This window comes from Nonomuraea sp. NPDC051941 (genome assembly GCF_044593615.1).
On the sequence record NZ_JBIUCF010000032.1, the window covers coordinates 1 to 12,365 of the forward strand.

Genomic DNA, 12,365 nt, shown 5'->3' on the forward strand with positions numbered 1-12,365 from the left:
CGGACGCACTTGAACCGGGGGCCCGGGCGGGGGGAGCCGCCCGCGGGGGGGGGGCGGGGGCGGCGGGGGGGGGGGGCGCCGGCCCCCCGGGGGGGGGGGGGGGGGGCCCCCCCCCCCGCTTCCGACCCGGTCGCGTCAACGCGTCCGGGTCGTGTAGGAGTGGGCGCCGGCCCCGGCCAGGGCGCCGCCCTCCACGATCAGGTACTCCTCCCGGATCGGCGTGCCGTCCAGCCACGATTCGAGGATCTCGCGGGTGCCGGCGGCGTAACGCGCCTGGGCGGACAGGGAGGAGCCGGAGATGTGCGGGGTCATGCCGTGGTGCGGCATGGTCCGCCAGGGGTGGTCGGCGGGCGCGGGCTGGGGGTACCAGACGTCGCCCGCGTACCCGGCGAGCTGCCCGCTCTCCAGCGCGCGCACGATCGCGTCGCGGTCGGCGATCCTGGCGCGGGCGGTGTTGATCAGGTACGCGCCCCGCTTCATCGAGCCGATCAGCTCGTCGCCGAACAGTCCTTCGGTCTGCGGGTGGAGCGGCGCGTTGACGGTCACCACGTCGCAGTGCGGGACCATGGCGGCGGCGTCGGGGTGGAAGGTGAGCCCGAGCTCCTCTTCGACCTCGCGTGGCAGGCGGTGTTTGTCGGTGTAGTGCAGGTGCACGTCGAACGGCTTGAGCCGGCGCAGCACGGCCGTGCCGATGCGGCCGGCGGCGACGGTGCCGATGTGCATGCCCTCGACGTCGTAGGAGCGGGCGACGCAGTCGGCGATGTTCCAGCCGCCGTCCAGCACCGTCCGGTGGGAGGGCAGGTAGTTGCGCACCAGGGACAGGATCATCATCACGACGTGCTCGGCGACGCTGATGCTGTTGCAGTAGGTGACCTCGGCGACGGTGATGCCGCGGGCGATGGCGGCGTCGAGGTCGACGTGGTCGGAGCCGATGCCGGCGGTGACGGCCAGCTTCAGCTTGGGTGCGCGGGCGATGCGCTCGGCGGTCAGGTACGCGGGCCAGAACGGCTGGGAGATCACCACGTCGGCGTCGGCCAGTTCACGGTCGAATTCGGAGTCGTCGCCGTCCTTGTCGGAGGTGACCACCAGGGTGTGGCCGCGTTCTTCGAGGAAGCGGCGCAGGCCCAGCTCGCCGGAGACGCTGCCGAGCAGGTGGCCGGGGGTGAAGTCGATCGCCTTGGGGCTGGGCAGCGTCTGGCCGCCCGGGTAGCCGGTCAGCGCGGGCAGGCCGTCCCGCGCGTAGGTGGTCGGGTATCCGTCGATCGGGTCGTCGTACAGCACGCACAGCACCTTGGCCATGGCCTCTGCTCCTCGTCGGTCGGGGGATGATCTCACTGTCCGCCGCCGTATATCAGCAGGTCAAAGCGTTTGTGCCTATCGGATGATAGAGGGCTTCTATGCCAGGTGGTCGTGGGTGAGCCGGTCGAACACCTCGCGCAGGTCGAGGTCGCGGGCCAGGTCCAGCAGCGCCCGGGCCATCACCGACTCCGGGCCCGTGCCGGCCAGGACGAGCCCCACGCGCGGCTCCCGGGCGGGCCGCTCCAGCCGGACGACCCGCATGCCTTCGGGCACCCCGAACATGTGCAGCCACGCGTGCGCGATGACGCTGGACCAGCGGTGGGTCGCGACGTGCGCGAACAGGGCCGAGACGGTGTCGGTCTCGATCGCGGGCACGGCCACCGCGCCGGCCTGGCGGAAGTTGGCGTCCAGGATGCGGCGGTTGCGCATCTCGGGGGCCAGCAGGCACAGCGGCAGCGCGGCCACCTCCGCCCAGCGTGCCACCCGGCGCTCGGCCAGCTCGCCGTCGGACGGGGTCAGCAGCAGGTAGCGCTCCTCGTAGAGGGGATGCACCTCGCCGAACTCCTCCTTGTCGTCGAGGTACGTCATCGCCATGTCGATCTCGAACTCGGCCAGCCGCCGCGTGATCTCCCGCGACGACAGCGAGGTCAGCAGGACCCGTACGTGCGGGTAGCGCTCGCAGAACGGCGTGGTCAGCAGCGAGGCGGCGGTCAGCGCGGTCGGGATCGCGCCCATCCGCAGCGTGCCCGACAGTCCTTCGCGCATCTTCGACAGGTCCTGGCGCAGGGCGTCGGCGTCGGCGAGGATCCGGTGGGCCCACAGCAGCACCCGCTCGCCCTCCGGGGTCAGCCCGGCGAAGCGCTGGCCGCGCCGGACGAGGGGGACGTCCAGCTCGCGTTCGAGCTTGCGGATGGCCGCCGACAGCGACGGCTGGGAGACGTGACAGGCCGCGGCGGCACGGGCGAAATGCCGCTCCCGGGCCAGGGCCACCAGATACTCCAACTGGCGCAACAGCACGCCATAGGATGCCCCGCGGGCCCCTGCCGCGTCCATCTTTTCGCGGGGTCAGGGGCGAGGGCGCAGGGCGTCCAACAGGAACCCGGTCAGCCGACCGGCGGGGCGGTCGCTGTCGCGGGCGTGGCGTTCCATGGCGAGCGCCCCCGACAGCAGGGCCCGCAGGTCGGAGACGTCGACGTCGGCGCGGACGGCGCCGGCGCGCTGGGCGGCGCCGAGCAGGGCGCCGAAGGCCTCCCACACGTCGCGCTGGACGCCGTCGGAGGGCTTGACCGGCGATCCGGCGGCCTCCAGGGCGTCGCACAACGCCTTGTTGAGCATCGCCTGATCGATCACCCGGCCCAGGAACGCGAGGAACTCCTCGCCGGGCCGCTCCGCCGCCGAGAGCGTGCGGGCCTCGTCGGCGAACTGCCCGATCCGGTCGTGGATCACGGCCTCGAACAGCGCCTCCTTGGAGGGGAAGTGCCGGTAGACCGTGCCGGCGCCGACGCCCGCCCGCCGGGCGATCTCGTCCAGTGGCACCGCCATGCCCTCGGCTGAGAACGCGGCCTCGGCGGCTTGCAGCACGCGGTCGCGGTTGCGGCGGGCGTCGGCGCGCAGCGGCTTGTCCGGCGTCATCGATGGCTCCCTTCTAGACAAACGGGGCGCGCGTTCCGTATCGTCCAATCCTGAAACGGGGCGTGCGTTCCGATTCTATTCCGTTCTCTCCGAGGGGATTCACCATGTCCGAGAACCTTCAGGCGGTCGTCGAGCACCTGCGCCAGGCCCTGGCGAGCAGGGACGCCGACGCCTTCACCGCCGTGTTCGCCGACGACGCCGTCTATGAGCTGCGGTTCGGCATGCCCGGGCAGCCGCGCCGGTTCGAAGGCGCGCAAACCATCCGTGAGCACATGAAACGGGGCGCCTCCGGCGGGATCGCTCGGCTGCTGAGCTTCGACGACGTCCACGCCACCGTCTACGAGGCCGCCGACCCGGAGGTGGTCGTCGTCGAGTTCGAGCCGGAGGGCAGCGCCGGTGGCACGCCGTTCCGGTTCGCCTCGTCCCTCGGGGTGATCCGCGTCCGCGACGGCGCCGTGGTCTCCTACCTCGACTACCCCAACGCCGTGGGCGCCGCCGAAGCCGTCGGCATGCTGCCCGAACTGGCGGCCGTGCTCGCGCCCGTGCGGCCCGGGAGCGCCAGGGAGGTCGCCGCGCGGCTGATCGAGGTCTCGGCGACCGGCGACTACGAGGCGATGCTCGCCCTGTACGCGCCGGACGTGGTCATCGAGATCCCGTTCGCCCCGCCGGGCGTGCCCACGCGTTCGGTCGGCAGCGACCTCCTGCGCGCCCGGGTCGAGGCGGTGAAGGGGCTGTGGCGATTCGAGCGCGCGGACGCGGTCAACCTGCTGGAGACCGCGGACCCGGACGTGGTGGTGGCCGAGTTCACCCTGCACGGGTCCGTCACGGCCACGGGCAGACCGTTCGCCTCCACGTACGTCATGATCGTGACGGTGCGGGACGGGCTCATCGTGCACTCGCGCGACTACGGCAACCCGATGGCCTCGGCCGAGCTGATGCGCGAGGTGGCCGGCGCGTGAGAGCCCCGGTCAGGGGGCGGTGAGCACCTCGATCAGTTGCTTGGCGAACTCCTCGGGGGCGTCGGTGAAGCTGTGCCCGCCGGGGAACTCGACCAGCCCGAGCCCGAGCCGCTCCGCCAGCAGCGCCGCCGGCCGGTACGGCAGGTGCCCCCTGGTCTCGCGCCCGGCGGCCAGGACCAGCCGGTCGGCGACGCGGCCGAGCGCGGCCAGGTCGGGGACGTACGACGTGAACTGCCGCAACTCATGCTCCATCATGATCGGAGCGTTGTTCATCAGCCGGGCCATCATCTCGGCGGCCCGGGGCGGCAGCGAGACCGGGTCCGGCAGCGGCCGGAGGGTCCCGCCGATGCCCTCCATGAACCGGGCGGACGCGGCCGCGAGCCCCTGCTCGCGGAAGAGCCGGTGAACCTCCTCGACGAAGGCCCGCTGCGCGGCGGCGTCGGGGAGGACGGCGAAGCACGGCGGCTCGTGGGCGACCAGGCGGCGCACCCGCTCAGGGTGCCGGGCGAGCAGGTCGAGGCCGACGATGGCGCCGCTGCTGCCGCCGAAGACGTAGGCGGGCCGGTCGGGGGTGACGGCGTCGAGCAGCCGGCGGGCGTCCTCGCTCTGCACCTCGACCCGCTGGTCCACGGCCGGGCCGTCGAGGTGGCTGCGCGAGTAGCCGCGCGGGTCGAGGGTGATGAGCGTGAAGTGCTCGGCGAGCGGGCCGGCCAGTGCGTCGAAGATCGCCGCGTCACCGCCGCCGCCGGGCAGCAGCAAAAGTGCGGGTCCGTCGCCGCTGACCTCGTAGTAAAGCCTGGCGCCTGGTACGTCCAGCGTGGCCATGATGATCCCCTTTCGGTCGCTCCTAGGAATGCTAGCCTATTTCCTAGAGTCCCTAGGTTTTGGGGACGCGCGGAACGCACCACAGGTGCCTGGACGTACCGAGAGGGGCTACTGGGGGGTGAAGGGGAGGTAGACGGTGCGGGTGTCCTTGCGTGCCCGCCGTGCCGCCGGGATGCGGGCGGTGGTGGCGGCGGGGAGCAGTCCGGCGGCCTCGTCCCAGGGGAAGAAGCCGAAGTCGTCGAGCTCCGAGGCCTGCAGGACGATCTGGCTCGGATCCGTGACCGTGCCGCCGTCGAACAGGAAATTGGCCATGCTCTGCGGCCGGTCGCCCACCGGCAGCACCCAGTCCACCACCAGGAGCCCGCTCACCGTCACGCGCAGTCCGAGCTCCTCCTCGACCTCGCGGACCGCGCACTCGTGGGGGTGCTCGTCGGCCTCCATGATGCCGCCGGGGATCGCCCAGTGGGGCCGGTAGTTGGGCTTGACCATGAGGACCCGGTCCTCGGTATCGGTGAGCAGCACGCACGCCGAGGCGTAGAACGCCGGAAGGGTCGCGTACCACTCGGCCGGCTCCAGGAACGACTTGCTCATCCGTCCACGCTACCCGTTCCGCCCCCGGGATCCCGGTAGCGCCGGGCCGTCTCTCAGCGCGCCAGCCCGGCCGCCACGCCGGCCGCGCGCTCGGGGGCACCCCCGCCCCGATCGCGACGGCGTCGCGCCGCGCCGGGTCCGTCAGGCTCGCAGTCACAGGACGCACTCGACCACCTCTCCCACGTCTTCCCCGAGGTCAGCGGCACGTCGGCGCGGATGGTGGTGGTGATGCCGGAGCACGCTCGCGCCGACGTGCCCGCCGTCAGGAGCGCGGTGGAGGCGGCCGTACGGGACATCGAACGGCTCGACCAGGTCGCGCTGGTGACCAGCCCGTTCGCCGGGAACGTCAAGAACGCCGTCTCCGCCGACGGCCGGGCCGCCATCATCGCGATCCCCCTCGACGTCCCGCAGGCGGAGACCGGCGCGCTGTCGTCGATCCCCGCCCCGCTCGCGGCGGCTGAGCCGCCGCTGCCCAGCCACGGCGATCATCGCCCTGCGGCCGGTGCTCTGAACGCTTCTTAAAGGGACCCGACGCCCGCGGGCCCCGGCGGGCCGGGCCCGTCGGGTTCCAAACCTGCGCCGAGATATGGCGGGCAAAAGTTGTGGTGTACGGCTTTTGTGGCTTTTTGGGTGAAATGTAACTCCCGTGTTCTCAATGGCTGCCCACACTGGAGAGGCAGCCGGGGTGCGAGCCCGGGGCTGCGTTCGAGCCGTGGCAGGTTCGCCCGCCGCGGCACTCCGAACTCGGGGGGATCACAGTGAAACAAGTGCTTCTCGCGGCGGCGCTGGCGCTGGCCGCCGGTGCCACTGGTACCGCCGGCGCAGCTGTCCACACGCGTACGCCGGTGCCATCGCCGGAGGAAACGACCGCCGCCCCGGAGATGTCGCCGACTTCGCCAGAGATGTCGCCCACCTCTCCGGAAATGTCGCCCTCGCCGACCGCGACCGCCGCCGCCAGCCCGTCCGGACCCGGCTGCTCCGCGATCGAGGGCAACCTGGCCGAGGCCGCGGACCAGCCCGTCGGCACCGCACTCTCCAAGATCTCCGAGCTGTCCAAGCTGTCGGAGGCGGTGAAGAAGGCCGGGCTCGAGGAGAAACTGGACTCCGCCACGGACATCACGGTCTTCGCGCCGGACAACAAGGCGTTCGACGCGATCCCGAAGGAAGCCCAGGACAAGCTCATGGCCAACAAGGAAGCGCTGACCAAGCTGCTGTCCTACCACGTCGTGATGGGCAAGAAGGCGCCGTCCGACCTGGTCGAGGGTGCCACGCTCAAGACCATGCAGGGCGGGTCCCTGACCGTGAAGGGCTCCGGTGAGAACCTCACCATCAACGACGCCAAGATCGTCTGCGGCGGCGTGACGACGAGCAACGCCACCGTCTACATCGTCGACAAGATCCTGCTGCCCCACTGACGGGATCTGTCCTATCGGGGAGCGCGGTCACCATCGGCCGCGCTCCCCGCCGGCTCCCGTCCTTCCCATGCCAGGGTTGCCGCCATCGAGGCGGTTGAGCGATCGCTTAAATCGGTCTATGGTCTGATTAAGCAGTCGCTCAAAAGGATGTCGGGGGTGCGGGTCGTGCCTGCTGCGGTCGTGGTCGGCGGGGGGATCGGAGGGCTGGCGGCGGCGATCGCGCTGCACCGGATCGGGTGGCGGGTGACCGTGCTGGAGCGGGCCATCGAGTTCGGCGAGATCGGGGCGGGACTGGCGCTCTGGCCGAACGCCACGCGCGCCCTCGCCGCGTTGGGCCTGGCCGACCGGGTACGGGCGATCGCCGGCGTGGAGACCGTGGGCGGGGTGCGGGACCGGGCCGGGCGATGGCTGTCCAGGACCGACAACGCCGACGTGGCGAGGCGGCACGGGTGGCCGCTGCTCATGGTGCACCGGGCCGAGCTGGTGCGGGTCCTCGTGGCGGCACTGCCGGCGGACCTCCTGCGGCCCGGCATCGAGGTGCAAGCCGTGCGGCCGGACGGCGACGGGGTGGTGGTCGAGTATCGGGACGTACGGGCGCGGGTGGACGGCGCGGGGGTGGTGGTCGAGCACCGGGACAGGCGGGTCTGGGCGGGCGGTGAGGAGGAGTCGGCCGAGCGCCGAGCCGGGCGGGTGCGGGCGGACCTGGTGGTGGGGGCCGATGGGATCCGTAGCCGGGTGCGGCGGCAGGGGTGGCCGGAGGCGCGGGCGCCTCGGTATGCCGGGTGTACGGCGTGGCGGGCGGTGACCGAGCCGCTGGGCGGGCGAGGCGCCGAAGGGGCGATTTTCTGGGGGCGCGGGGAGCGCTTCGGGTTCGCCGCGATGCCGGGCGGGCGGTTCTACTGCTTCGCTGCGGCCCGGGCGCCCGAAGGCGGCGAGGAGGACGCGTACGCGGGGCTCGTGAGCAGGTTCGGCGGCTGGCCCGATCCGGTGCCCGAGTTGCTGGCGGCCGTGCCCGAGGACGCCGCGCTGCGGCACGACGTGTACGCGATGCCGCCGCTGGCCACGTACGTGCGGGGGAGGGTGGCGCTGCTGGGGGACGCGGCGCACGCGATGGACCCGGCGCTGGGGCAGGGGGCGGGCACGGCGCTGGAGGACGCGGTCACGCTGGCCGCCTGCCTGCGTTCGGACCGCGACGTGGACGTGGCGCTCGCACGGTACGACCGGGTGCGGCGGCCCCGTACCCAGGCGATCGTGCGCCGATCGGCCCGGATGGGGGCGGCGTCCCTGATGGCGTGGGGACCGGGGGCGTGGTCACGGAACCTCGCCGCCCGCCTGGTGCCGCCCAGGCTGCTGCTGCGGTCGATGGATCCACTCCTCGGCTGGACGCCACCCGAGTCGGCGGAACGGGGCACCGACCCGCCGCCCGAGCTCGATGGAATGCCGGGTGGAGGGCCGAACGGAGGGCCGGGGAGCGATGCCTGACTGGACGTACCAGCCGCTGCGGGGGGTAGCGGGGGCGCTGCTGGGCGTACGGCGGTCGCGGCGGGTGGCGCTCCGGACGCTGGCCTGGACGGGATCGCTGCCCGGCGGCGGGCGGGCGGTCGCGCGGTTGCTCGGGCATCGGCACCCGCCCGCGCACCTGTCGGGCACCGTGGGCGGAGTGGCGGTGCGCAGCCGGCTGGGCGCGGCGGTGCCGCCGGAGGTGGCCCGGGACGCGGTACGTGCGCTGCCGCCGCTCGGGGCGGGGCTCATCCTGGTAGAGCCGGTCGGGCTCGCGGACGTGCCGCTGGTACGGGAGGCGGCCGCGGGCAGGCGGGTGCCGCTGCTGGTCCGCACGGGGGACCCGGCCGTGACCGCCGCCCTGGCAGCACACGCGGACGCGATCCTGCCGACGGACGACGAGGAGCAGCCTCGGGCGGAGCGCGGCGAGGAGGAGCTTCGGTCGGGGCGCGACGTGGAGTGGCCTCGGTTAGACCAGGGCGTGGAGGAGCCCCAGGCAGAGCGCGGCGTGCCCCGGGGGGAGCGCGGACTGGAGGAGGGTGAACTTGAGCGCGGCGTGGGAGTGGGCGGGGCCGAGTGCGGTGTGGGGGTGTGTGAAGGGGGCATCGTGTTGCCCGCTTCCCCGGCCGTTGGAGCGGCGGCCCGCATTCTTGCCGATCCCGCCAAGATCGTGCTCGCCACACCGGCCCTGCTGATCGAGGCAGGCCCCGGGTGGTTCGGGCGGGTGATGGAGGCGGCGACCACCACCGCGCCCGCCCCCTCGCTGCGGGCCGTCGGCCGTGACCCCCGACGGTGGCCCGGCTGGTGGTGGGGGCTGGTGACCGGGGCCGTCATCGCGGTCGCCGGGCTCGTCGCCGCGGCGGTCGCGCTCGGGCCGGTGCTGCTCTGGTACGACCGCGCCTTCCTCGACATGGACCAGGAGGCGTTACACGCCGTCAACCACCACCTGGTCCACTTCCTGCGGCACGACCGGATCACGCTGGCGGGCACGATGGTGGCCGTCGGCGTCCTCTACCTCGGACTCACCGCCGGAGGCATGCGCCGCGGGTGGCCGTGGGCGCGCGAGGCGTACCTGGTCTCGGGGGCGATCGGGTTCGCCGCCGTGCCCTACCTCTTCACCCACGGGTACGTGGAGCCGCTGCACACGGCGCTGGCCGTCGTGCTCCTCCCCATGTTCCTGGCCGCGGCCCGGCGGCCCCGGGAGCGCCCTCGATGGATCTCCCGCCCGGACGGACCCGAACGCGAACGCCGCCGGGCGCTCACCGGCCAGCTCCTCATGGTGGTCACCGGGGCCGGGCTGTTCGTCGGCGGCGTGGCCGTGTCGGCCGTCGGTCTCGGCGGCGTCTTCGTCCCGAGCGACCTGGAGTACCTGGGAACCGGGCCGGACGCGCTGCGGGCGGCGGCCGGGACGCGGCTGCTGCCGTTCGTCGCGCACGACAGGGCCGGGTTCGGCGGGGCGCTGCTGGCCGCCGCGGCGGCGATCACCCTGCTGAGCGCCTGGGGATGGCGGCGGGGTGAGTCGTGGGTCTGGTGGACGCTGTCGCTCGCGGCCGTCGCCGGGTTCGTGCCTGCCGTCCTCACCCACCTGGCCATCGGGTACGTCGACCTCTGGCACCTCGCGCCGGTCCTGTTCGGGATGGCCCTCACGGCGACCGCCCTGACACTCTCCCGCCCGTACCTGTGCTCCCCATAGTGCTGGTCGCCCTGGTTCAGCTCAGTGCGGCGGCGGTCCGCTCCCGGAGCAGGGCCTCATGGGTGGGCTCGGTGTTCAGGGTGACGGTCAGCCCGGCTTCGGCGGCGTCGGAGAGGACCGCCAGCAGCGTGGCGAACTGCTCGGGAGGCTCGTCGCCGAGCAGTTCCTCGGCGTGCGCCACGAACAGGGCGACGGCGCCGGTGTCGCGCAGCGAGTCGGTGAGCGCGTCCCAGTTGCGGCCGAAGTAGGCGGGCAGGCGCAACACCCGCGCCACCTCCTCGAAGAAGGTGGCGCGGGTCCGGCAGGCCCGCCCGTCGACCACCGCCGGCGCCGGGCCGGTGGACACCGTGAGCCAGGACGGCAGGGGACGTTCGGCGGAGGTCATGGGCGTGCGTCCCTACAGGCGGTAGAAGTCGGTGTAGTGGTTGGGCGAGAACCACACCACGCCGGTGCTGCGGTTCACGACGATCCGGTACGCGTCACGCGCGGCCCCGCGCGCCCGGGAGTACACGTCGTACTCATAGTAGGTGGCGCCGCTGGGCAGCTGGCCCTCGCGGTTGTAGAAGCGCCCACCGGTGTAGTTGTAGCGGCCGTCCGGCCAGGAGTACCAGCCGCTGGAGGTGGGGTAGCCCTTGGAGGCCCAGGTCGAGCTGGCCGAGCGCGCGTCGGAGCACCGCGAGATGGTGCAGGAGTTGTAGACCGAGGCGTTGGCGGGGGTGATGCCGACCAGGCCGATGAGGGACACGAAGGCGGTGAGGACGACGGTGAGCCTCACCGGCCAGGAACGTCCGGAGCGTTGCGGGGTGTGCACGAAGCCTCCTCGTGGGGGGTGCGACGGACACCGCAATGATCCCCGCAGAATGGGGCAAATAACGACAAAGATCACTAAAGGAAAGATGAACACTGGGAATTGGTCCAATCGGTCGGACCGCAAATGGCCTATCTCATAGGGCCGAATGGCCCATAGCCTCCTGGACATGCAATCCAACACCGTCCTGACCCTCCTTCAGGAGCAGCACCCCACGGTCCCCGAAGGGGCCTGCTCGATGACCGCCCTGATCGAGCTGCCACCGGGGGACCCGGGCACCCCGCCGCACCGCCACGCCGGCCCGGTCTTCGGCTACATGCTCGAAGGAGAAATGATCTTCGAGCTGGAGGGCGAGCCCGAGCGGGTCATCCGCGCCGGCGAGGCCTTCTGGGAGCCGGGCGGTGACGTCATCCACTACCAGGCGGCCAACAACCTCCCCGACACGTGGAGCCGTTTCGTCGTCGTGATGCTGTGCGCCCCGGGCGAGCCGATGCTCACCCTGGTCGGCGAGGAAGAGCTCGAACGCCGCCGCGACCGCCGCGCCCCACGCGGCTGACCGGCTCATGAGGGGGCGTCGGTGCGGCCCCCGGGGTGGCGTTTGCGCCAGATCAGGAAGACGACGCAGGACACCAGCGACCACGCCCCCAGCACCAGGAACGGCATCAGGCTCTGGTGGCCGTGGAAGTAGACGGCGGTGTGCTGGGCGTTGACCGACGCACCCGGCGGCAGCCAGCGGCCGATGACGCCCAGCGGTGACGGCAGCAGCGGCCACGACACCGCCCCGCCGGAGGAGGGGTTGCCCAGCAGCACCATCAGCCCCCAGGTGGGAAGCATCGCCCAGCGTCCGAGGAAGGCGTGGAACATGGTGAACACCATCCCCGTCGCGAACATGGTCAGCGCCAGGATCAACCACGACTCCAGGACCGGCAGCTTCAACGCGCCCAGCAGCCAGTCCACGATCGCCACGATGGCGAACGCCCCGAGCCCGGCGTAGGCGGCGGTGAAGGCGATCCGCTCGCCGGGATTGAGCTGGGCGGCGTTGGCGCTCAGCTGGGCCGCCCCGGTGAAGCCGATGATCACGGCGGCGAGCGTGATGTAGAAGATCGCCAGGCCGCGCGGGTCGGCTCGCTGGAGCGGCTTGATGTCCCTCATCGTGAGGCGCACCCCCACCCGGGCGGCGACGCGTGGAGCCTGCTCGACGAGCAGCAGCGCCACCGACGCGCCCGAGGCGCTCGAGACGTCCATCTCGACGTCGTTCCCGCGCACCGCGAATATGGCGAAGGCCCGCTGCTCCTCGATGGCTCTTACGGCGTCGGCGTACGTCCGCTGGAAGCGCAGGACGAGCGACGACTCCAAAGACTGCTCCAGACCGGCGACGAAGGCCTTCCCGCGCACGGTCTGGGCGCTGACGCCGACGACCGCCACGGGCATGTGGTGCGGCGTCGGGGAGGCCATGGCGTACGTGTACGACCCGGCGAACAGCCCCGCCCCCGCCGAGAGGATCAGCGCCAGGACGGACGCGGGAAAGTACGGCGATCGCTTGAAGGCCGCCCACCAGTCACCCATGCGCCCACGCTAGGCAGGCGCCCGCCGGTCAGGGCCGCTGACATTCCCTCCCTGACGGCTAGCGAAGCTTTTCGTGA

Annotated in this window: 13 protein-coding genes and 1 pseudogene; 6 read left to right on the forward strand and 8 right to left on the reverse strand. The window is 72.5% G+C overall.

Translation table 11 applies throughout. The features are described from left to right. Nucleotides 1-135: 135 nt before the first annotated feature. From ACIHFD_RS41235 to ACIHFD_RS41245, 3 genes are all read right to left on the reverse strand, one after another. Nucleotides 136-1,299 carry an NAD-dependent formate dehydrogenase gene (locus ACIHFD_RS41235; protein WP_397371551.1) on the reverse strand — a complete coding sequence of 388 codons (1,164 nt, stop codon included), beginning with the start codon at nt 1,297-1,299 and terminating at the stop codon, nt 136-138. Nucleotides 1,300-1,395: 96 nt separating this feature from the next. Beyond that, entirely contained in the window at nt 1,396-2,316 is a 921-nt protein-coding gene (locus ACIHFD_RS41240; RefSeq protein WP_397371552.1) for a LysR family transcriptional regulator, read from the reverse strand. Between the two features lie 48 nt (nt 2,317-2,364). Further along, entirely contained in the window at nt 2,365-2,931 is a 567-nt protein-coding gene (locus ACIHFD_RS41245; RefSeq protein ID WP_397371553.1) for a TetR/AcrR family transcriptional regulator, read from the reverse strand. Between the two features lie 104 nt (nt 2,932-3,035). On the opposite strand from ACIHFD_RS41245, the gene ACIHFD_RS41250 reads away from it, so the two are divergent. Further along, a complete protein-coding gene (locus ACIHFD_RS41250; RefSeq protein WP_397371554.1) occupies nt 3,036-3,890 on the forward strand; it encodes a nuclear transport factor 2 family protein in 855 nt (284 codons plus the stop codon). A gap of 9 nt (nt 3,891-3,899) precedes the next feature. On the opposite strand, the gene ACIHFD_RS41255 is transcribed toward ACIHFD_RS41250, so the two are convergent. Then, the gene (locus ACIHFD_RS41255) at nt 3,900-4,715 is read right to left on the reverse strand and encodes an alpha/beta fold hydrolase (protein ID WP_397371555.1); all 816 of its coding nucleotides are present in this window, start codon (nt 4,713-4,715) and stop codon (nt 3,900-3,902) included. A gap of 108 nt (nt 4,716-4,823) precedes the next feature. Beyond that, on the reverse strand, nt 4,824-5,306 hold the full coding sequence (locus ACIHFD_RS41260; RefSeq protein ID WP_397371556.1) for an NUDIX domain-containing protein: 483 nt from the start codon (nt 5,304-5,306) through the stop codon (nt 4,824-4,826). 150 nt (nt 5,307-5,456) lie between these two features. Between ACIHFD_RS41260 and ACIHFD_RS41265 the strand changes: the two are divergent. The 4 genes and pseudogenes from ACIHFD_RS41265 to ACIHFD_RS41280 form a co-directional block, all read left to right on the forward strand. Further along, nucleotides 5,457-5,828 (forward strand): annotated as a pseudogene (locus ACIHFD_RS41265) (MMPL family transporter); the annotation flags it as partial. A 401-nt stretch (nt 5,829-6,229) separates the two neighbouring features. After that, a complete protein-coding gene (locus ACIHFD_RS41270) occupies nt 6,230-6,721 on the forward strand; it encodes a fasciclin domain-containing protein (protein WP_397371557.1) in 492 nt (163 codons plus the stop codon). Nucleotides 6,722-6,877: 156 nt separating this feature from the next. Then, complete coding sequence (locus ACIHFD_RS41275; RefSeq protein ID WP_397371558.1) at nt 6,878-8,203, forward strand: FAD-dependent monooxygenase; 1,326 nt, start codon at nt 6,878-6,880, stop codon at nt 8,201-8,203. Further along, the gene (locus ACIHFD_RS41280) at nt 8,196-9,914 is read left to right on the forward strand and encodes a hypothetical protein (RefSeq protein ID WP_397371559.1); all 1,719 of its coding nucleotides are present in this window, start codon (nt 8,196-8,198) and stop codon (nt 9,912-9,914) included. Before ACIHFD_RS41275 ends, ACIHFD_RS41280 begins: the two co-directional genes overlap by 8 nt. A 16-nt stretch (nt 9,915-9,930) precedes the next feature. On the opposite strand, the gene ACIHFD_RS41285 is transcribed toward ACIHFD_RS41280, so the two are convergent. Next, nucleotides 9,931-10,299 carry a barstar family protein gene (locus ACIHFD_RS41285; RefSeq protein ID WP_397371560.1) on the reverse strand — a complete coding sequence of 123 codons (369 nt, stop codon included), beginning with the start codon at nt 10,297-10,299 and terminating at the stop codon, nt 9,931-9,933. Nucleotides 10,300-10,311: 12 nt separating this feature from the next. Beyond that, nucleotides 10,312-10,725: a ribonuclease domain-containing protein gene (locus ACIHFD_RS41290; RefSeq protein WP_355202410.1), complete on the reverse strand. Its 414-nt coding sequence runs from the start codon at nt 10,723-10,725 to the stop codon at nt 10,312-10,314. Nucleotides 10,726-10,891: 166 nt separating this feature from the next. Here ACIHFD_RS41290 and ACIHFD_RS41295 point away from each other — a divergent pair, with 166 nt between their 5' ends. Then, complete coding sequence (locus ACIHFD_RS41295; protein ID WP_363969380.1) at nt 10,892-11,278, forward strand: cupin domain-containing protein; 387 nt, start codon at nt 10,892-10,894, stop codon at nt 11,276-11,278. Between the two features lie 5 nt (nt 11,279-11,283). On the opposite strand, the gene ACIHFD_RS41300 is transcribed toward ACIHFD_RS41295, so the two are convergent. After that, on the reverse strand, nt 11,284-12,288 hold the full coding sequence (locus ACIHFD_RS41300) for an ABC transporter permease (protein WP_397371561.1): 1,005 nt from the start codon (nt 12,286-12,288) through the stop codon (nt 11,284-11,286). Nucleotides 12,289-12,365: the final 77 nt, after the last annotated feature.